Source organism: Ruegeria sp. AB11 (assembly GCF_056536325.1).
Genome location: NZ_JBQFJO010000001.1, coordinates 1329684 through 1350417 on the forward strand (window position 1 = coordinate 1329684; position 20734 = coordinate 1350417).

20 protein-coding genes are annotated in these 20734 nt (G+C 56.2%); 14 read left to right on the forward strand and 6 right to left on the reverse strand.

Annotated elements, in window-relative coordinates; translation table 11 throughout:
- Position 1: 1 nt before the first annotated feature.
- From rplA to ACR3EJ_RS06820, 4 genes are all read left to right on the forward strand, one after another.
- Complete coding sequence (gene rplA / locus ACR3EJ_RS06805) at positions 2-700, forward strand: 50S ribosomal protein L1 (protein WP_010440987.1); 699 nt, start codon at positions 2-4, stop codon at positions 698-700.
- 172 nt (positions 701-872) lie between these two features.
- On the forward strand, positions 873-1469 hold the full coding sequence (locus ACR3EJ_RS06810) for a hypothetical protein (protein WP_170545044.1): 597 nt from the start codon (positions 873-875) through the stop codon (positions 1467-1469).
- Positions 1470-1689: 220 nt separating this feature from the next.
- A complete protein-coding gene (locus ACR3EJ_RS06815; protein ID WP_170545041.1) occupies positions 1690-2049 on the forward strand; it encodes a hypothetical protein in 360 nt (119 codons plus the stop codon).
- A gap of 244 nt (positions 2050-2293) precedes the next feature.
- Entirely contained in the window at positions 2294-4150 is a 1857-nt protein-coding gene (locus ACR3EJ_RS06820) for an SLC13 family permease (protein WP_037321196.1), read from the forward strand.
- A 9-nt stretch (positions 4151-4159) separates the two neighbouring features.
- Here the strand turns inward: ACR3EJ_RS06820 and ACR3EJ_RS06825 are convergent, their stop codons facing one another.
- Positions 4160-5260 carry a Gfo/Idh/MocA family protein gene (locus ACR3EJ_RS06825; protein WP_170545038.1) on the reverse strand — a complete coding sequence of 367 codons (1101 nt, stop codon included), beginning with the start codon at positions 5258-5260 and terminating at the stop codon, positions 4160-4162.
- 12 nt (positions 5261-5272) lie between these two features.
- Positions 5273-5983, reverse strand: a complete 711-nt coding sequence (locus ACR3EJ_RS06830) for a GntR family transcriptional regulator (RefSeq protein ID WP_010440994.1) — start codon at positions 5981-5983, stop codon at positions 5273-5275.
- 105 nt (positions 5984-6088) lie between these two features.
- Here ACR3EJ_RS06830 and ACR3EJ_RS06835 point away from each other — a divergent pair, with 105 nt between their 5' ends.
- From ACR3EJ_RS06835 to ACR3EJ_RS06860, 6 genes are read left to right on the forward strand one after another with little or no spacing between them, the layout of a single operon-like run.
- Positions 6089-7243, forward strand: a complete 1155-nt coding sequence (locus ACR3EJ_RS06835; protein WP_170545035.1) for an LLM class flavin-dependent oxidoreductase — start codon at positions 6089-6091, stop codon at positions 7241-7243.
- Complete coding sequence (locus ACR3EJ_RS06840) at positions 7243-8133, forward strand: aldo/keto reductase (RefSeq protein WP_170545032.1); 891 nt, start codon at positions 7243-7245, stop codon at positions 8131-8133. Before ACR3EJ_RS06835 ends, ACR3EJ_RS06840 begins: the two co-directional genes overlap by 1 nt.
- Entirely contained in the window at positions 8133-8648 is a 516-nt protein-coding gene (locus ACR3EJ_RS06845) for a flavin reductase family protein (RefSeq protein ID WP_170545029.1), read from the forward strand. Before ACR3EJ_RS06840 ends, ACR3EJ_RS06845 begins: the two co-directional genes overlap by 1 nt.
- A gap of 53 nt (positions 8649-8701) precedes the next feature.
- Complete coding sequence (locus ACR3EJ_RS06850; protein ID WP_170545026.1) at positions 8702-9289, forward strand: TRAP transporter small permease; 588 nt, start codon at positions 8702-8704, stop codon at positions 9287-9289.
- Positions 9290-10579, forward strand: coding sequence for a TRAP transporter large permease (locus tag ACR3EJ_RS06855; RefSeq protein WP_170476074.1), 1290 nt, complete (start codon positions 9290-9292; stop codon positions 10577-10579).
- Positions 10580-10599: 20 nt separating this feature from the next.
- Positions 10600-11661 (forward strand): TRAP transporter substrate-binding protein, encoded by a 1062-nt coding sequence (locus ACR3EJ_RS06860; RefSeq protein WP_170545023.1) that lies wholly within the window; start codon positions 10600-10602, stop codon positions 11659-11661.
- Between the two features lie 30 nt (positions 11662-11691).
- Here ACR3EJ_RS06860 and ACR3EJ_RS06865 read toward each other — a convergent pair whose 3' ends face one another.
- Complete coding sequence (locus tag ACR3EJ_RS06865) at positions 11692-12162, reverse strand: tetratricopeptide repeat protein (protein WP_170545020.1); 471 nt, start codon at positions 12160-12162, stop codon at positions 11692-11694.
- Positions 12163-12177: 15 nt separating this feature from the next.
- Between ACR3EJ_RS06865 and ACR3EJ_RS06870 the strand changes: the two genes are divergently transcribed.
- Both ACR3EJ_RS06870 and ACR3EJ_RS06875 read left to right on the forward strand, forming a co-directional pair.
- Positions 12178-13446, forward strand: a complete 1269-nt coding sequence (locus tag ACR3EJ_RS06870) for a cytochrome-c peroxidase (protein WP_170545017.1) — start codon at positions 12178-12180, stop codon at positions 13444-13446.
- A 210-nt stretch (positions 13447-13656) separates the two neighbouring features.
- Positions 13657-14829, forward strand: coding sequence for an acetate/propionate family kinase (locus ACR3EJ_RS06875; protein ID WP_170545014.1), 1173 nt, complete (start codon positions 13657-13659; stop codon positions 14827-14829).
- A gap of 219 nt (positions 14830-15048) precedes the next feature.
- Here the strand turns inward: ACR3EJ_RS06875 and gph are convergent, their stop codons facing one another.
- Complete coding sequence (gene gph, locus ACR3EJ_RS06880) at positions 15049-15717, reverse strand: phosphoglycolate phosphatase (RefSeq protein ID WP_170545011.1); 669 nt, start codon at positions 15715-15717, stop codon at positions 15049-15051.
- 221 nt (positions 15718-15938) lie between these two features.
- Between gph and hemP the strand changes: the two genes are divergently transcribed.
- Together hemP and ACR3EJ_RS06890 are read left to right on the forward strand one after the other, a co-directional pair.
- Positions 15939-16106: a hemin uptake protein HemP gene (hemP, locus tag ACR3EJ_RS06885; RefSeq protein WP_010441016.1), complete on the forward strand. Its 168-nt coding sequence runs from the start codon at positions 15939-15941 to the stop codon at positions 16104-16106.
- A complete protein-coding gene (locus tag ACR3EJ_RS06890; RefSeq protein ID WP_170545008.1) occupies positions 16103-16579 on the forward strand; it encodes a hypothetical protein in 477 nt (158 codons plus the stop codon). Before hemP ends, ACR3EJ_RS06890 begins: the two co-directional genes overlap by 4 nt.
- Before the next feature lie 46 nt (positions 16580-16625).
- Here ACR3EJ_RS06890 and ACR3EJ_RS06895 read toward each other — a convergent pair whose 3' ends face one another.
- Both ACR3EJ_RS06895 and ACR3EJ_RS06900 read right to left on the reverse strand, forming a co-directional pair.
- On the reverse strand, positions 16626-19691 hold the full coding sequence (locus ACR3EJ_RS06895) for an aminotransferase class III-fold pyridoxal phosphate-dependent enzyme (protein WP_170545005.1): 3066 nt from the start codon (positions 19689-19691) through the stop codon (positions 16626-16628).
- Positions 19692-19795: 104 nt separating this feature from the next.
- Positions 19796-20668, reverse strand: a complete 873-nt coding sequence (locus ACR3EJ_RS06900) for an NAD(P)-dependent oxidoreductase (protein ID WP_170545003.1) — start codon at positions 20666-20668, stop codon at positions 19796-19798.
- Between the last annotated feature and the right edge of the window lie 66 nt (positions 20669-20734).

A 20734-nucleotide genomic window follows, 5' to 3' on the forward strand; every position in this document is an offset into this window, starting at 1 on the left:
GATGGCAAAACTCGGTAAACGTACCCGCGCTGCGCGCGAAGCTGTCGCTGGCAAGGAAAACCTGTCGGTTGAAGAAGCTGTTTCCCTGGTCAAAGGCAACGCAACTTCGAAATTCGATGAGACCATCGAAATCGCTCTGAACCTGGGCGTTGACACCCGTCACGCAGACCAGATGGTTCGCGGCGTTGTCGGCCTGCCGAACGGCACAGGCAAAGCGATGCGCGTTGCTGTATTTGCACGTGGCCCCAAGGCTGACGAAGCAAAAGAAGCAGGCGCAGATATCGTCGGCGCAGAGGACCTGATGGAAACCATTCAAGGCGGCACCATCGAATTCGATCGCTGCATCGCGACCCCCGACATGATGCCGATCGTTGGCCGTCTGGGTAAAGTACTGGGCCCCCGCAACCTGATGCCGAACCCCAAAGTTGGCACCGTGACCATGGACGTGAAAGCGGCCGTGGAAGCAGCCAAAGGTGGTGAAGTTCAGTTCAAGGCGGAAAAAGGCGGCGTTGTGCATGCTGGTGTTGGCAAAGCGTCGTTCGACGAAGCCAAGCTGGTCGAAAACGTTCGTGCCTTCATCTCGGCTGTGGCCAAAGCCAAGCCGTCGGGCGCTAAAGGTACATACATGAAGAAAATCGCACTGAGCTCGACGATGGGCCCGGGTGTAACTTTGGACGTGGCTGCTGCTGCGGGCGAATAAGTTCTTCGAAATACTCTCAGAAAACCCGGCCAACAGGTGTTGGTCGGGTTTTTTTGTTCCGCGTTGCCGCTGCATTGATGTCACAAATAATGCCGGCAAGTCGGGAGATGGTTTCGCTATTAGACATTTGCGCTAGAAAAGGTCCAAATTTCGGTTCTATCAAGAGCGTTCCATGCGTCCGAGCAAATCTCCAAAAGAATTGCGGCAGTTAAAGCGTCAGATCGTCCAGTATCGGAGGGACATAGGTAACCAACTATTTAAGGAACGTGGTGGATACGTCATGGGCGGTTGCCTTCGCGATTTCCGGTTGCTTGAAGAAAGCAGTTGGGGGCAAGCAGATTTGTTCACGAAATTGCTGGGGATCTACGAACAACAAAATCAACCTATTTTCGTGGAAGGCACAAAGCCGATACTCGTCGATCTTGGGGCGGCAGATGGCTATTGGGGCGTTGGTTTGGTGCAAGCGGGCCATTTCGAGCGAAGCCTATGTTTCGAACAAAGACGCAAAGCTCGACAGATCATCCGAAAGACCCTGCACGCGAATGGTGTTCGCGACAGGGTCGAGATTGCTGCCACCGCTACGGACACTTCAATTCGCGAACTGGTGTCTAGTAGGTATCAGCCTCAGGATTTGTTTTTCTTGATTGATATCGAAGGCGGTGAGTTCGAACTTTTAACCTTCGAGTTTCTTAGTGAATTCAAGTCTTCAGAGTTTCTGATCGAGTTGCACTCCACACGCAGATATTTTCAGATATCATTTGATCAATAAGACCGGCATGATCTGACTTGATACTGATATGTACATGGTCGCTTCGGCCGAGAGGCTCATGGCTTCGGCTGAAACTCGTGCTGGTTTTTGTGTTGGATGTGTTTTGCCGGATCTTCCACGGCATCAAACGTATCATTCACTCGTGAACAATGCGGTTTTTGGGCTTCCGGCGCATAGTAAATCGCTCGCCCTATTGGGAGAGGTGTTTGAGGAGGACCAATTGGCCTCTGAGGCCTGGAAGGATTCACTTGCACTTTTGGGATTGAACGCGGCGGTTGAGGCGCAACGCGAGAAACCTTTTGGGCGCTTGCGTTGGGGGTCAACTGGCCCAAGAGCTTTGACGACTGCATTGAATATGTCTGGCGAACGCAAATACGCTCATGACAGCGCAGCATTTTACCATATTACCAGTCGAGAAATACCAGCGTTGTTTCAAGCAGGAACCCGGCTTTCAGATTTTGTGACACCCACCACATTTGGGTTCCATTTGTGGGGTCGAGATTTCCGCGCTGCTTTGGCCGAGCTTGATCCAAATGCTCAACAGTGCGCTGCCCGCGACATACTGGAGTCAGCTGTTTGACGGAACGATTAGCGACCATCCACGCTATTCTACAAAATGGCGATCTGTCTTTGGCGCTAATTGCGGGATGTTTGTTATGTTTAGATCTTTCGATATGGAGGCGGGTACAACCTGATAATGGTTTTGATTTTGCACCACGATCACAAAAACCATGACAGACACCGGGCAATTGCCTAGAAATGCTAATTAAGTTTACGATTGAAGCCCGGTGACCCCTGTGGAGCAATTGGCATTTACCTATGAGATGGCCGTGGTGTCGGGGCTTTTGGCGTTCACGGTTTTCCTGTTTGTGTCTGAAATCGTCCGGATCGATCTTTCCGCTATTCTCGTTTTGGTCATTGTTGGTCTGCTGAGTTATGCGCCCGGCCTTGAGAATCTGGCAGATGTACCTCATCTGTTTGACGGATTTGCGTCGAATGCGGTCATTTCGATCATTGCAGTAATGATCGTTGGTGCGGGGCTGGACAAGACAGGGCTGATGAACAAAGTCGCCTCTGTTATCCTGAAATATGGTGGCAAGTCGGAAGGACGGGTTCTACCCATCATTTCAGGCACCGTCGGTGTCATCTCGTCATTCATGCAGAATGTCGGTGCCGCGGCTTTGTTCCTTCCTGTGGTTAGCCGGATCTCATCTCGATCAGGGATCCCGCTGTCGCGATTGCTAATGCCGATGGGGTTTTGCGCCATATTGGGTGGCACAATGACTATGGTGGGCTCTTCTCCGCTGATCCTTCTGAATGATCTGATTCAAACTGCGAATGAAGGTTTGCCTGAAGCACAGCGTATGGAGCCTTTTGGGTTGTTCTCGGTCACGCCCATAGGTGCGGTGCTGATTTTGACGGGTATCGCGTATTTCCTGTTGCTTGGGCGATGGGTTTTGCCGGGTGATTCAGGTTCTGAAAGCACCGGTACCGGGCGCGGGACGCAGGAATATCTTCAGCGGGTTTATGGGCTGAAAGCCGACGTGTTTGAGGTTGTTGTACCGGCCGACAGCCCGCTGGTCGGGCAGATACTGGCCGACATCAACTTTGAAAATCACCTCTATATCATCTCGACCTTTTATCGCGGCAAGACTTCGATGGTTCAAGTGCTGACAGCCGAGATCGCCGCGCCATGCCGATTGGCGATTGTGGGGCGGCGTTGGGTTGTCGAAGAATTTGCTGAAAAGTACGGGCTGACCGTTCTGCCGGATCTGGATGTGTTTGTCGAAGAGTTTGCACCCACAAATGCCGGGGTCGCAGAGGTGGTCGTGACGCCCGAGAGCAAGCTGATCGGCAAATGCCCGAGGGAGTTGCTGTTTCGAAAAACTTACGGAATGTCTCTGCTCGCCATCCATCGGGGGGAGGAAACGCTAAGCCATGTCGAAACAGAGACACACGAATCCACGCAAATCGGTCTTGAGAAGTTCAAGGCCGGTGACATGTTGGTTGCCCATACCCGTTGGGACAACCTGATGCGGATCAAGCGTGACCCGGATTTTGTTGTGGTCACGTCTGATTTCCCGCAAGACGAATTACGCCCGCAAAAGGTTGGCTGGGCGCTTTTGTTTTTCGTGATTTCTTTGTCGCTAATTCTATTCACAGATGTCCGGTTGTCACTTTGCCTGCTGACGGGTGCTGCGGGTATGATGCTGACCCGCGTGTTGAGCGTGGACGAGGCCTACCGCGCGGTCGGGTGGAACACGGTCTTTCTCTTGGCCTGCCTGATCCCATTGGGGCAAGCGGTGCAGAATACGGGAACTGCAGCATGGATTGCGCAACAGATCATGATCATTCTGGACGGATGGCCGATCTGGGCGCTCCAGGCCGGTGTAGCCATTCTGGCGACAGCGTTTTCGCTGGTGATGTCGAATGTCGGGGCCACAGTTCTGCTGGTGCCCCTTGCGGTTTCAATCGCGGTTGCCGCCGGTGGCAACCCCGCTGTCTTTGCGCTGACCGTCGCGATTTCGACCTCGAACAGTTTCATTATCCCGACCCATCAGGTCAACGCGCTGATCATGGGGCCCGCAGGGTACAAGGTTATGGATTTCGTGCGTTCCGGCGGCGTCATGACGATCATATTTCTGATCGTCTCGCTGTTGATGCTGAACGTGATCTTCTAACCCTGATGACTATCCAGACAGGTTGATTGTTTGGCCCTGTTCGGATGCTTGCTGCGCCGCAAGACCGATGCGTACGGCCCAAATCCCATCACCCAGAGAGACCTCGGGTTTGGCGCGCTCACCCCGGATCAACTCCAGAAAACCTTTGTGCTGATAATAAGTGGAGCCATTGTGGTCGCCAGCCGCCAATAACTCGGGATCAACCGGGATCTCTCTCTGGATTGGACCTTTAGGTGCGCGGGGGCTGATGATCAGCTGTGGTACCGGCGCGTCGCCCAGATGTTCGGGCCAGAACCGGGCCGGGCCGGGCACAAGCGCTTCGATCTTGGCTTTGGGTCCAATGGCCGAGATTTCTTCCTGATACCGCGACCCCTCGGCGAACATGCAAAGCTCGAGCATCGCGCGCGCGCCTGAGGCGAAATCGACAATGACGTAACCGTGGTCCAGAATATCCGGCGTATTGCCGTTGTAGTCCTCATCCAAATGATTGACAGCTTGGCCGCCGCTCGCCGAAACCCGAACTGGGTCGGATTGCAGGATCAGGCGCATGAGGTCGAAGAAGTGGCAACACTTCTCAACGAACGTACCGCCGGTGTTGCGGTTGAACCGGTTCCAGTTGTCGACCTTTTCAAGAAACGGGAAACGGTGTTCGCGGATCGAGAGCATTTTGATCCCACCACTGGCGGTTGCTGCTTCATCGATCAGCGCCGCAATAGGGGGCATATAGCGATATTCCATCGCAACCCAGATCGGGTGAGGGTAAATGCGTTCCAGTTCCTCAAGCCGGGCAAGATCGGCGGGGTCGGTGAATAACGGTTTCTCGATCAACAGGGGCAGGGGGCGGGTTTCCGCAATCTCGGCCAGTTGATCGACATGCAGGTGGTTGGGGCTGGCGATGACCAGACAGTCTAGGTCACTGACCGCCAGAAGGTCCTGAATGGAAGACAACATCTTCGCATCGGGCGCAATCGCCTGCGCCTTTTGCGCCATCTCCGGGTCAGGTTCGAAGATTGCGGCGACGCGTGTGCCCTCAAGCAGAGCAATGTTGTGCAGGTGTTCCTGCCCCATCATGCCGCATCCGATCAGCCCGTAGTTGGTGGTCCGGGTCATGCGCAGTTCCTTTTACTTCAGGCGTTGAACGTATTTGGCCCGATCCGGATCGAACCATGTTTTTGAAAACTCGACAGGTTCGGCTTTCTCAGACCAGCTGAACCGTTCGATGTAACCGACCGTGTGTCCGGCAGATTTGGTGAAGCCTTCAGGCGTCCAGTCGGGCAATGAACCGATGGAAACGCGATCCTCAGCCCGTGTAATCCAGAAGCCAAGCTGTTGCTGGTAATAGCGATAAAGTGAGTCGGACAGCAGGTTCTGGTCGATGGTCCCAGCCGATTCGTCCAGCCAGATTTCCTCGACCGCGATGATTGTGTCATTCAAATAGCGCATCCGGCGCACCCGCGAACCGTGATCAGACAGGCCGAATTCCGGCAGGTCTGCGGGCTTTTGCAGATGATCAACCGATAGGATATCAGCGCGCGGCAACCCGCCGCCTTCGGGTAATTCCAGCCGGAACATCGCATAGACGCTGTTCTGCGTTCCAGTCTCGCGGATGTAGTTGCCCGAACCCTGAATACGCTCCAACATGCCTTTTTTCTCAAGCTCGGCGAGGGATTTTCGCAAGGTCCCGACCGAGACATTCAGGTTCGAAGCCATGTCTCGTTCGGGCGGAAGACGTTCACCATCAATCAGGCGACCCGCCGCGATATCGCGGATCAGCAGCTCTGAGATCTGGACATAGATCGGCAGGGCATTTGGGTTGCGGCTGTTGGAGGACATTGAGGGCGCTTCACTCGGTCGCAGGAAAAATTGATACACTATTGATCTACATCAATGCGCTTGCTACGCAAGAGGAAAGTCAAAGATGTACGGAGCGTGAATCAAATGACCATCGTCCCCATCACATCCCCCGACCTGGATGCGGCCGAGGTTTCGTGGTTTGCAGCGCTCTGCTCGGATGACTACCAGTTTCTGGGTGTGCCCGATGGTGATCTGCGATCCAGTTGGGAGCATTGCTCGGGCATCGTGAAAGAGGCCGAGGCGCAAGGGTTTCGCAACATCCTTTGCCCATCGTCATATCAGGTCGGACAGGACACCCTGAGCTTTGTCGCAGGGTGCGCGCCGATCACCGAAAAAATCAACCTACTGGCCGCCGTGCGCTGTGGTGAGATGCAGCCCATCATGCTGGCCCGCACCATCGCGACGCTGGACCACATGCTTAAGGGGCGGTTGACGGTCAATATCATCTCGTCCGATTTTCCCGGTGAAAAAGCCGATAGCGCTTTCCGATATCAACGCTCGCGCGAAGTGGTGGAAATCCTGAAACAGGCCTGGACGCAGGATGAGATTAACCATGCGGGCGAGGTCTACAATTTTTCGAGCCTGACTACGGACCCGGCCCGGCCTTACCAGGCTGGTGGCCCGCTTCTGTATTTTGGCGGCTACTCCCCGTCTGCTTTGGACCTGTGCGGCGAGCATTGCGATGTCTATCTGATGTGGCCGGAAACCAAAGATCAGTTGGCAGAGCGAATGAAAGCCGTTCATGCCGTTGCCGAGAATTACAATCGTACTCTGGATTACGGTCTGCGCGTCCACATGATTGTTCGCGATACCGAGGTTGAGGCACAGGAATACGCTGACTACATCGTTTCGAAACTGGATGACGAATACGGTCGCGCGATCCGCGAGAGGGCGTTGGACGCGACATCGTTGGGTGTGGCGCATCAATCCAAGAACCGTGATCTGGCGGATGAATATGGCTATGTCGAACCCGGCCTGTGGACCGGCGTCGGTCGCGCGCGTTCGGGCTGTGGTGCTGCGCTGGTCGGTTCGACCGATCAAGTTATGTCTAAGATTGAAGAGTATCAGAAGATGGGCATCCGCGCCTTCATCTTCTCGGGCTATCCGCACATGGACGAGGCCAAGCATTTTGGCGCCCGCGTGATGCCCAACCTGAAAACCTGCTCGCTTCCCGAAGCCTACGGACGCGTGCCAGCAACCACCCCGGCTACCCCGCTGGGCAACGGAGTTCGTCGCTAATGCAACGCGTGAAACTATCTGACACGCTGGAAATGAGCCGCCTTGTCTATGGCATGTGGCGCTTGGGTGATGACAGTGACACCTCGACAGCGCATGTCGAGGCCAAGATACAGGCTTGTCTGGATCAAGGGATCACCACCTTCGACCAGGCAGATATCTACGGTGGGTACGCGGCCGAAGCTGTTCTGGGCAACGCTTTGCGCGCCAATCCCAACCTGCGTCAGAAGATGGAGATCGTCACCAAATGTGACATCGTCGCGCCAATGGGTCGCTATGCGGAGGCCAAGGTCAAATACTACGACACGTCGCGCGCGCATATTCTGAAATCGGTGGATACGTCTCTGTCGGAGATGGCGATTGACCACATCGACCTGCTATTGATCCACCGCCCTGATCCAATGATGGACCACACTGAAACCGGTGCAGCGCTGGACGAGGTGGTTGCGAGTGGCAAGGTCGGGGCTGTAGGCGTGTCAAACTTCCGCCCTTGGGATTGGTCTCTGCTGCAGTCGGCAATGAAAACCCAGTTGGTCACCAATCAGATTGAAATCTCGCTTGGAGAGATCGGCCCGTTCACTAACGGCGATCTGGCGTTCCATCAACAGCATGGACATCCGCTGATGGCGTGGTCCCCGCTTGGCGGCGGCCTTTTGATGGCCGGAAACCCTCCGGTCGGTGTTGTTGCAGATGAGATCGCCGCAGAATTTGGTGTGGACCGAGCCGCAGTGGCCGTTGCCTTCCTGCTCGCGCATCCAGCAAACATCCTGCCGGTTCTGGGCACAAATAATCTGGGCCGCATCAAGCGCGTCTCGGATGCTTTGAAGGTCAAGCTGGATCGTGAAAGCTGGTACCGCCTGTATGAGGCGGCGCTGGGACATGAGGTGCCATGATGAATGCAATCTCACGCGATATGAACCATACATTCGTCCCGCATAAAGACGACACGCGAACCCTGCGTGATGCCTTCGGCCGCTTTGCCACCGGTGTAACCGTCGTGACCTGCGACAGTGAGGATGGGCCGATCTGTATTACTGCCAACAGCTTTTCGTCCCTGTCGCTGGACCCACCACTGGTGATGTGGGCGGGCGATCGTAATTCGCGCCGGTTCCGTTATTTTCACGCGGCACGCCATTTCAGCGTGCATGTCCTGTCTGCCGAACAGGCCGAGCTATGCTTTGGGTGTTCGAAAGACGCCCATGCGCTGCGTGATATCGAACATGACCGGTGTGAAAACGGCACCCCGTTGTTGCCGGGCAGTCTTGCCCGGTTCGAATGCGAGCAGCACGCTTATCACGATGCGGGCGATCATGTGATCGTGGTGGGCAAAGTTCTGAAGGTCAGCATGGCGGATGGAGACGCGCTGACCTTCTTTGCCGGAAAACTCGGCCAATTTGCGCAGAACTAAGCGTGATATGACGATTGCGGGGCAAACCCGCGGCTGACCAAGGGAGGATCCGCATGGGCGGACTGGCATCGGCGTTAGCGCCGATTGCATTCGTGAACGAAACCGTGCTGCGATTGGGCCGCGCGGTTGGCGTCGTTGCGATTGCAGTTATGGTGATCGCAATCCTGATTCAGGTGTTCTTTCGATACGTTCTGGGCAACGCCCTGCCGTGGCCGGATGAGGCTGCGCGGTTCTGCATGCTCTGGATGACGGGGCTGATGGCCCCCACCGCTTTCCGCCGCGGAGGGTTCGTTGCCATCGACATGCTTGCGCGTCTCCTGCCGCGTGCGCTTGGCCTTTCGCTCAATCTGTTCCTGCTGCTGATATCGCTGGTCGTGCTGTTGGTTGCTGTCAATATTGGCTGGTCCGAGGTCACAGGTTTTGGCGGCAAGTTTGCCACCGCGGCCCTGTATCTGCCCACGTCTTTTGGATTCGATGAATGGTACCGCATCCCGCGCAGTTGGATGATGGCTTCGCTGCTGGTGGGGATCATCCTGCTGATCTCGGTGAATATCGAACTGATCTTGCGATCCATAGTGACCATGCTGGGTGGAGCGCATCTTCTGCCCGAAATTCCCGAAGCTGCGGTGGGGGCTGAATAGATGCTGATTTGGTTCCTGCCTACATTCCTTGTCTTCCTGCTGATCGGCCTGCCGGTCTTTTTCGCGCTACTGGCTGCACCCGGTATCTTGCTGTGGCTGAGTGGCCAAACCAACGACATCACCCTGCTCTATCGCAATGTCTATAACGGCATGGACAGCTTCCCGCTGATGGCCATTCCGTTTTTCATGCTTGCCGGAGAGCTGATGAATCGCGGCGGTATCACCATCCGCCTCGTCGAGTTCAGCCAGGCCCTGATGGGCCACCTGCGGGGCGGCCTTGCGCATGTGAATGTGCTTAGCTCGATCCTGTTCGCGGGTCTGTCCGGCTCTGCCGTCGCCGACACATCGGCGCTTGGATCTATGCTGATCCCGGCGATGGAGAAGCAGGGCTATACTCGCAAGTTTGCTGCCGCGATCACAGCGGCCAGTTCGGTGATCGGACCGATCATTCCGCCCTCAGGCATCATGATCATCTATGCCTATGTCATGGGCGAAAGCGTAGCGGCCCTGTTCCTAGCAGGTATCGTGCCCGGTGTGATGGTTGGCGTTGGACTGATGCTGATGATCAAAGTCATGGCTGATCGTTATGACTTCCCCGTCGCGAGCCGCAAATACACTTGGCCCGAACGCCGTCAGGCCAGCCTTAAGGCCTTCTTTCCGCTGATGACACCGGTGATCATTTTGGGTGGTATTCTTGGCGGTATCTTCACCCCTACCGAGGCCGCCGCCGTTGCCGTGGGATACGCTTTCATTATCGGTTTCTTTGTTCTGCGCACTCTTACCTTGAAGGAAGTTCCCGAAATACTTAGCAACGCGGGTATGACCTCGGCGGTCGTCTTGCTGTTGGTGGGCGCGGCAATGGCGTTTAAGACGGTGGTCAGCCTCAGCCATGCGCCGGAGCAGTTGGCCTCGCTAATCCTCAGCCTATCGGAAAACCCGCTGATCCTGCTGTTCCTGATCAACCTGCTTTTGTTCATCGTGGGTATGTTTCTGGACGCAGGTCCGGCGATCATCATCCTTGGCCCGATCCTTGGTCCGATCTTCACCAGTCTTGGTGTCGACCCGATCCATTTTGCCATCATCATGAGCGTCAACCTGACCGTTGGTCTGGCCACACCGCCAATGGGCCTGGTTCTGTTCGTAGCCGCCGCAGTGTCGCGGGAGCGGGTAGAAACCATCGCCAAAGCCATCCTGCCGTTTCTGGCAGTCGAAATCATTGTGATCTTCCTGATCACATACATCCCCGCACTATCCATGACGATCCCGAGGATAACGGGATTTGCAAACTGAGTTTCACAGGGAGGAAACGTATGCTCAGAAGAATTATCAAAACCGCAGCGGTGGCCACATCGTTGGTGGCTGCATCCGCGATTGCCGCGACAGCCGCCGATTACACGCTACGCGCCACAGCAAACTCGAATGAAAACGATGAAGACTATGACGGTCTGGTCGTTTTCAAAAACTATGTCGAGGCGGCCTCGAACGGAGCCATTGAGGTTGAGCTGTTCATCGGAACGCAGCTTTGCTCGAACGGTGCCGAGTGTCTGCAGGGCGTGGCGGATGGCACCATCGACATCTACATCTCCACCTCTGGCGGCGCGTCGGGCATCTTTCCTTACGTGCAGGTTCTGGACCTGCCATATCTGATGGCCGATGACCGCATTGCCGAACACGTGTTGTCAGGCGATTTCACCCGCAAAATGCGCGACATGGCGCTAGAAGATTCCGGTGGCGCGATCCGCTTGATGACCATTGGCAACACCGGTGGCTGGCGCAACTTCGCCAATACGCAGCGTCGTGTTGCCGAGCCTGGCGATATGGAAGGTCTGAAAATCCGCACAGTCGTGGCCGACCTGCCACAAGAACTGGTTAAGGCTCTTGGTGCCTCGCCGACCCCAATCCCGTGGCCGGAACTGTTCACCAGCTTCCAGACCGGTGTGGTTGAAGGATCCAAAAACGGCATCACCGACATCATGGGCATGAAATTCCCAGATGCGGGTCTGCAATACGTCACGCTTGATGGTCACGCTTATATGGGTGCGCTGTGGTGGATGAACAACGCCAAATTCCAGGAAATGCCCGAGGACATGCGTCGCGTTGTCGTGGATGGTTTCTATGCGTTGCAGCAGGCCACCTTTGCCTCGCCCAAGCGCAAATCGATCCAAGCATACGAAGATTTTGTTGCTGGCGGAGGTGATCTCTACGTACCTACACCCGAGCAGAAAGCCGCGTTCAAAGAGGCTGCAACGCCGGTCTATGCCTGGTTCCAGTCCAACGTGGCACGCGGAGATGAAGTGTTTAACGCTTTGACCGAGGCCGTTGCCGCGGCTGAGGCGGATGTAAACGCCTCGCGTGATGCGGACCTGAACTAAATTGTTGGGTCGGGCCTTTGAGCCCGGCCCTCACCGAAACGGGTACATCCACCCTTTGTAGTCGTTGATCAGAACATGCGCCCTTTCGATCTGCTCCGGCGACATCTTCTTGACCACTTCCTCAAGGCTGATCGCCGCATCGGGGTCGCCGCCAATCGCGCTGAGCGTGTACCACATGTAGGCTCGCACCAGATCAGGCGCAGGCATGCCCAAACCCAGCTCATAATACCAGCCGATGCCGGATTGTGCCCCCGGATGCCCCTTCATCGAGGCGCGCAGATACCATTCGAACGCGCGCTCATAGTCTTGCTCGACCCCAAGACCCAGCCCGTACATCACACCGATCAACTCTTCGGCTTCGGCATTGCCGGATCGCGCCGCTGGCAACAGTTCTTCGCGCGCGGCCTTAAACTCCCCGGCTTCCATCAAATCACGCGCCTGTTCCAACTCGGCCAGCGCCGGAGTCGCAAGCAGATAAAGGGCAAATACAAACTGACGCATGGGGTTGCTTTCCTCTTGGCCGGGGCCGCGGCGGCTCAGGATTTGCCGCGCCCGCTGACGGATTCTGATTTCATTCCCTTTGATATGGAACAGGCCGCTATCGGTCATCAACTGTTTTACGATCCTATCCTGTCGGGTAACCAAAACATTGCTTGCGCTCATTGCCATCACCCGGATTTTGGCACCTCGGACGGGCTGTCTCTGGGCATCGGCGAAGGCGGGCAAGGGCTAGGCCCGGACCGCACGCCCGGCATCGGGGCGGATAAGATCCGCAAGCGAATTCCGCGGAACTCGCCGGGCTTGTGGAATCTGGGGGCCAAGGAGATCCATACGGTCTTTCACGACGGCCGCCTGAGTATCTCGGACGTTTACGGCAACGGCTTCAATTCACCTGCACAGGAGTGGCTGCCGGAAGGATTGAACTCCCTATTGGCCGCACAAGCATTGTTCCCGCTGACCTCGCAGTTCGAGATGGCTGGCAATGTCGCCGAAAATCAGGTGACGGGCGCGGTGCATGACCGCATCGACAAAGGTTGGCCGATCCTCGCGAAGCGCGTCCGCACCGACCCTCTCTATGGCCCAGCCATGGTCAGTGCGTTTGATGAAATCGACACGACCGAAGACATCACGATTACCCAGATCGCCAACGCGCTGGCCGCGTTTATGGCGCTGGAGTGGCGCAGCACAGACAGTCCGTTTGATCAATTCCTGGCCGGCGATCGGTTGGCCCTGACGCCACAACAAAAAGAAGGGATGTCTCTGTTCTTTGGCGACGCGGGCTGTTCTTCCTGCCACTCTGGCCCATTACTTTCGGATCAAAGTTTCCATGCATTGGGGTTGCCTCCCTTTGGTCCGGGGAAAACCCGTCTGTGGGATCCTTATGCGCGCGACGTGGGCCGTGTGGGTGAAAGCAATCGCCTGGAAGACGCCTATCGGTTCCGCACGCCAATGCTGCGGAACGTCGCCAAAACGGCGCCCTATGGTCACAACGGTGCGTTTCCCGATCTTGAAGGTATTGTGCGCCATCACCTGAACCCGCAGGAAAGCCTTGCGACATGGACCTCAGATATGGCTGCCCTTCCCGAAGTGCCGTGGCTGGAACGTGTCGACTTCATCGTCTGGGAAGACAGTTTGGAGATGGCTCGCCAGCGCCGCAAAATCGATATTACCCCGCAAAATCTGACGGATGATCAGATCGCCGACCTAGTTGCCTTTCTTCATGCTCTGACGGGAACGACGCTTGATACGCCGCTCTTTGGTGTGCCCGAGGGCTTTGAACCCTAGAAGAGCTTGGCCATGTCATTGGACATTTGCTTGAAATCTCATAATGCTCCGGTCAAATCCACCGCCGAGAGATTCAATGCATTGCCACTACAATCCAAATGATCAGTTACAGAATTGCGATACTGCAGATCTGACGCGGCGCTTCACAATACAGGATGCAGCTGCCTTGGATGCGACTCTGCAACGGGAACGTATATTGGGTAGATTCTGATGGACCATATCATTACTCTGAATTCGGGTTCGTCTTCGCTCAAGTTTGGGTTGTTCACAACCACCGGAGAAGATCCGGTGCTGATCTGCTCGGGTGAAGTTGAGAGTATTGGCAGTGCGGCGGCACAGATCAGCGCAAAGACCACGGATCGCCGGGTACTTGTCGATACCACTTCCGAGGCTCTTCACGATCAGGCCAGCGCACTGGATTACATTCTGGATTTTCTAGAGCGAGAATTCCCGGCTGCACGTGTGGCAGCCGTTGGGCACCGCATTGTGCACGGCGGGCCGGACAATGATCGACCGATATTGCTGACCCCCGATAGTTTGCAGGTGCTTGAAAAGCTAGAGCCTTTTGCGCCGTTGCACCAGCCTTACAATCTGCATGGTGCACGCGCGGCGATGGAAAGGTTCCCAGATGCCAAGCAGGTTGCCTGTTTCGATACGGCCTTTCACCGCCATCACCCCTGGGTCAATGACACATTCGCATTGCCGACTGAGTATTACGACATGGGCGTTCGGCGTTATGGTTTTCACGGGTTGAGCTATGATTACATCTCGGACCATTTGGCCAACACCGCCCCACTAATTCACGGCGGGCGTGTGGTTGTAGCCCATCTTGGGAACGGTGCTTCGATGTGCGCCATGATCGCAGGCCGCTCGGTCGGGTCGAGCATGGGATTTTCGGCCATGGATGGTTTGCCTATGGGCACGCGCTGCGGTCAGTTGGATCCTGGGGTTGTGCTGTATCTCATGGATCAACAGGGCATGAATGCGGACGAGATATCGGATCTTCTTTATCGCAAATCCGGTTTGCTGGGACTTTCGGGTATGACCAATGACATGCGCACACTCGAGGCGTCGAATACGCCGGGTGCGCGTAATGCAATCAACTATTACACCTTCCGGATACGCCGCGAACTAGGTGCATTGGCCGCCGTGCTGGGTGGGCTGGACGCGGTCGTGTTTACCGGTGGGATCGGAGAGAACTCGACCTACATCCGTGATCGCATCTGCACTGATATGGGATGGTTGGGCATCGAGCTGGACCATGATGCAAACGCTGATAACAGGCGGGTTATTTCCACCGATTTGTCGCGCGTGAAATTGATGGTCATTCCGACAAATGAGGAATTGGTAATAGCGCGTGCGGCGGCTGCGCAGATCGGCTGAATCTTTCCTTTCGAAGCGCGCTGGTTTGAAGTTTTTTTCTGGGATCAGACAAAAATGTTTCGACACTACGGGAATCCCCCAATTTCGCGATTCCCATGGATGCGTTAACTTTTGATTAACTACCGGGCCAGTGTGCCCAACCACTTTCACTAATTTCCCCCGATGAGGGGCTGGCTTCCTACCCCCTTGGCCGGCCCCTCTACTTTTTTGGGACTAGGCTCACACCGTATCGTTTTGAAGGATTTGGCGAACGAGTGCAGGCAGCTTGGCGCTGTCTTGATAGCTGAGCGTGTGCGGCAGGTCCGAAATAGGTGATTTGCGATAGCCTTGTTCAAATAGCAAAAACGGTACCCCTGCACGCTGGGCTGTTTCGGCATCAACCTCGCTGTCACCGACAAAGATGGGCGGGCCAGCAGCCTGCAGTGCCTCAAAGCTGGCGTTCAGATGCGCTGGGTCGGGCTTGCGGATATCCAAGGTGTCGCCGCCAAATACGGTGTCGAAATAAGGCTGCAGCTTCAATTCGCTCAATACATGCCTGGCCGGCGCTTCGGGTTTGTTGGTACAGACCCCAAGAGCACAACCCATTTCACGCAGTTCTTCCAATGCCTCAAAGACTCCGGGGTAAACGACGGTCTGGTCGCACGCGCCCGCATTGTAGTGCTTTAAGGTAAGCTGCGTCAGTTCCGCGTGCCGATCCGGCTCTATCCCGCAATGGGTCATTACACGCTCGACCAATTTAGGCAGACCGTTTCCGACGAATCTACGGATTGTGTCATTAGGCAATGCCGGATGCCCTTGATCATCAAGCATTCGATTTGCTGCAGTAGCGATGTCGGCAAGGCTGTCCACCAAGGTGCCGTCCAGGTCAAATACAACGACTGCCGTCATCTGCGAATCCACCTTTAACTATTGATGATTAGTGCCTAGGTCGCAATTCGTGACGACGCAATGGAGAGCCGAATAATTGGCTTTAAAACTGTGGCTTGACAAACCTTACTATTTTTATCAGATTAATCTTACGAACAGATAGCCAACCCTATTCAGGGTCAGCCAGATCAAGCGAAACAAACCGACAGGCCACGTGCCAAAGACGCTCTGGAGATGCCCCGATGAACATGCAAACCCCCTCCTCGACGCAAAGTTATGCTGTTTCAATGCTGCCGGCTCATAAAGCAGAAGACCTGACAAACGGTGGCAATCTGGCCCATATCGAGCTGGGCGATCAGCTTTATACACTGCGCATCACCCGCGCGGGCAAACTGATCCTGACCAAATGAGCGCACCTTCTTCGCGCGGCGGGGCGGCCGTCGGTCGTCTGACCGACCTGAGCCCCATTGAGGCCGGTGCCGTCATGTACCTGCGCCTCTGGGGTGATGGTGACAAAGGCCGCGCCAACGCTGCTAGTGATTTCGACATCGCGCTGGGCGCAGATCAGGGCCATGCCACGATGCTGACTTTGGATCGGCTGTGTTCACTGTGTACGCATCATGGTCGCCGCCCGCTGGTGCGCCATGGCTTGGGTTGCGCCTGTCTGGGGGCTGATGAGAACTGCTTTGCCCAGATGATCGGCGCCGCGTCCGAGGGCGCGCGCGAGGACGCGATGATGATGGCCTCGCTGATTGTGCGACCTGATTTTGCCCCAGCATTGGCCTCATTGTCCGAGGAACTGGGGCTGGCTCTACGCCGGATGATTTTAGCGGCACCTTGGCCGACGACAGGGCACCAACCCCCAAATGCGGTGCTCCACTGATCGGTGGTAGCAAAACCCCGGCCATTTTGCCGGGGTTTTGTTTTACTCAGCAACAGCTACAGCCTGCATGGTGATGGTCGTGATCGCATTCGAGGGCGGGGCTATAGTCCCCAACCTCCGCAAGTACTTCCCGCAACGCCCAAAGGATCATGTCCACATCTTCCGCTTCGATGGTTAGCGGCGGCCGTATTTTCAGGATATTGTCCTTCGGCCCCTCGCTGCCAATCAGGATGCGGTGATCGCGCATCCGGTTTTTAACGTAGCTACAGATCTCGCCACTTTCCGAGCCATCTGGGTTGATCAGTTCTACGCCCAGAAAAAGGCCCATACCACGCACATCGCCAACGCAGGCAAAGTCTGCTTCAATTTGCCTGAGGCCGTCCATCAGGCGAGCCCCCATGAATTGGGCATTTTCTTGCAATCCTTCGTCGTCGACAATGTCCAGCACCTCTTTCCCGATCCTGCAGGACAGGGTTGAGCCGCCAAAAGTAGAAAAGAACTCGATCCCGTTGTCGAAGCTTTGGGCAATTTCTTTGGTGGTGACCAGCACGCCCAGGGGGTGGCCGTTGCCGATGGGTTTTCCCATGACCACGATGTCAGGCAGCGCGCCCTGATGTTCAAAGCCGAAGTAATGTTCACCCAATCGCCCAAGACCAGTCTGAACCTCATCCGCGATACAGACCCCGCCGGCAGCGCGGATTTTCTCGTAGACGGCAGGCAGATAGCCCTTTGGCGGGATGATCTGCCCGCCGACCGAAGGGAAGGTTTCTGCGATAAAGCCCGCAAGGCCTTGGCCTTTCGCCTTTAATGCCTCAATCGCCGGATCAACCAGATTCGCGAACCTCCGGGCACGGTCGGGATCGTCACGGCGGAACGAACCGCGATAGTCATCTGCGACCTCAACCAGTTCCACCCAATCGGCTTGCCCAACCCCTCGGGGTTTGTTGAACTTGTAGGCCGAGATCGCCACCGCTGCGTTTGTGTTTCCGTGATAGCCGTGATCCGGCGTCACGATACCCTTCGCCCCGGTATGCGCGCGCGCCAGCCGCAAGGCCAGTTCGTTGGCTTCGGTCCCCGAGTTGACAAAGAAACAGACCTCAAGGTGATCTGGCAGTTTCGACAAAATCTTGTCAGCAAATGCGGTCTGCGCAGGATGCAGATAGCGAGTGTTAGAGTTCATCCTCTTCAGCTGATCCGCCGCGACCGCTTGAATGTGCGGATGTGCATGGCCCACATGTGGTACGTTATTGTACGCGTCCAGATAAGGCCGCCCCCATTCGTCGAACAGGTGATGCTTCCAACCGCGCACCAGCATGATCGGATCGTCATATGTTAGGCTGAGGTTGCCGCCAAAGTGATCGCGTCGATCTTGTAGGATAGCTTGCTTGTCGGTTGGGCGATAGAAAACCTTCTCATCCGGTAGGTTCAACAAAGCCGCCGGGTTGGGACACACCGCGTTCCACAGTTCCATCTCATCCGGGTCGGCAACTCCGGGCCAGTCGGCCTGCATCCCGTCGGTCGTCAGTGCTAGTTGGAAATGCACATGCGGGGCCCAGCCACCATTCTGGCTGGCATTGCCCAGCCGGGCAAAGGCCGCACCCTGAGCCACCGGATCACCGGGTTTCAAACGCTCGCTTACTTCGGGGTCCAGATGGCCGTAGAGCGTATAGAACGTGTCCCCCTCGGGTGTTTCGTGATGCAGGATCACCACCCCACCGTAATCGAGATGAGCGTCCCGGTTCTCAACCACCTCGACCCGACCACTCAGCGGCGCATGAAGCACCGTTCCGGCGGGTGCAAACACATCCACCGCCAGATGCACGGTGCGCCGATCCGAGGCCTTCCACGGACCCTTGCGGAACCCTGGCTCTGCATAGATCAGGCGGGGTTCATTGTAATAGCCAAGCCAGAGGCCCTCTCCGAATTCCTCTCCGACTCGTGCCGCCTCAGCAAGCGGCATGTGGAACGGATTTTGTGGCCATGTCGAATTTTCCACCGACAACGAGCCCATCGGTGCATCGCTTAAATCCTGCCCGAACATCTGTGCAAAATGCCCGCGATGGCTGGATAGGTAGGTGTGGACACGCTCGGCTCCGTCAACTACCGGAAGGCCACAAGCGGCCCGCAGGCGGGCTGGCATGAGCGCGCCATTGATCTTCGCGTCTTCCAGGAATCGCCACGCCGGAGCCTGGCTGATTGTCACATAAGGGTCGTCAGGGTTCTCGGCCGCCATCAGAGTCGAGTTCACCACCGACACTGCCAGCCGCATCTGCAGAAGGGGCCAGATCAGATCGATTTCATCAGGTCGCAAACGGTTGGCGGCGTGATAGCCACGCACCAAAGCGGCCAATGCGCGTTCGGGTTTTGGGTGGTCCAGAACGACATAGGCCCCGGCAATGGCCAGTTCGCATACACGCGGTGCTGCGCACATATCACCAAGGTCGATCAGGCCCGAGACGCTTCGACGTTCGCTCAACTCACCTTCAACAAGGATATTGTAGTCATTGGCATCATTGTGGATCGCCTGTTTAGGTAAGCCGTTCAGATGATCACCGATGGCATCAAATTCTAAGGCTATCTGTCGCAGTCGCGCGCGCCGTGCCGGATCAGAAATTGCCCCCAGTTGATCAACAATCCAACTAGCTTGGGTCAGGTCCCATTTGAAATCTGCACGACTTAAGCCCTTGTGCTTGAACGCCTCCAGCGCCCGGTCCGTTGCGCCTAGAACACGCCCCAGCTTGAGGATCAGGTCCTCGTTTTTTGGCACACTGCGGGCAAAGCACTGCCCCGGCATTCGTTCAAGCAGCCAGACCAGCCGCGGCTGCCCGTCCGCGTCAGCAATTTCAGGCAACATGGTTCCGTTCAAATCAGAAACAACGTCAGGAAACGGCAAGCCCGGAGCCTCGGTATCGAGATGCTTTAGTGTTTTGATTTGCAAATCCACCAGATCGGCGTCGCAGCCGGCCCGCATTACTTTGAGCACATAGTCCTGCCCATTCGTGGCCTCGACTAGAAAGTTGAGGTCATATTCCCCATCCAACCGCGTTAGACGGGCTTCCAGCCCCCAGTTCTGACGCAGCTTTCCAGCCCAATATGCATTCAGATCGCCCATGCATTACCCCATGACATTCCCAACTTGATCCCCTTCATCTGGCCAAAAATACTCTCGGGGGGATCGCGCCCCGGTGCGATGGGGGGCAGATAGCCCCCCTACCGTCAGCTCAATGCACGCAGGCGTTTGAACAGCGAGGACGTATCCCACCGGCCGCCACCCAGTTTCTGCACATCCTTGTAGAACTGATCGACTAGCGCGGTAACGGGCAGCGATGCGCCGGTCTCATTTGCTGTATTCAAGCAGATCTCCAAATCCTTGCGCATCCAATCCACGGCGAAGCCATGTTCGAAGTGGTCATCCAACATGGTCTCGTACCGGTTTGCCATTTGCCAACTGCCCGCAGCGCCCTGGCTGATTACCTCGACGACAGCACGGCCATCTAGACCGGCCTTCTCAGCAAAATGCAGCGCTTCGCTGAGACCTTGCACCAGCCCGGCAATGGCGATCTGATTGCACATCTTCGTCATCTGGCCTGCACCGTTGTCGCCAATGCGGCGGCAGATCTTGGAATAGACCTGCATCACCGGTTCAGCTGCGTCATAGGCCTCCTGATCGCCACCACACATGATCGACAATACACCATTCTCGGCCCCGGCCTGACCGCCCGAGATCGGGGCATCCACAAAAGCGATCCCATCAGCTTTGCCAGCCTCGTACAACTCGCGCGTCACTTTGGCGGATACCGTAGTGTGGTCCACAAAGATTGAACCTTTGGCCATTCCGTGAAAGGCCCCATCCTCACCTGTGCACACCATGCGCAGATCGTCGTCGTTGCCGACACAGGCCATCACGAATTCTGCCCCTGCCGCGGCTTCACGCGGAGTAAGCGCCATGGTTCCGCCATGCTGGGCAACCCAGGCCTCTGCTTTGGATGCGGTGCGGTTATAGACTGTGACGTCGTGACCGGCGGCCTGAAGGTGCCCGGCCATCGGGTAGCCCATGACGCCCAGACCAAGGAAAGCGATTTTTGCCATGTGATGATCCTCTTTGTAATCCGTCCCAGGCCTCGACGGCACAACAGGGCGAGATGTTCAGCAGAG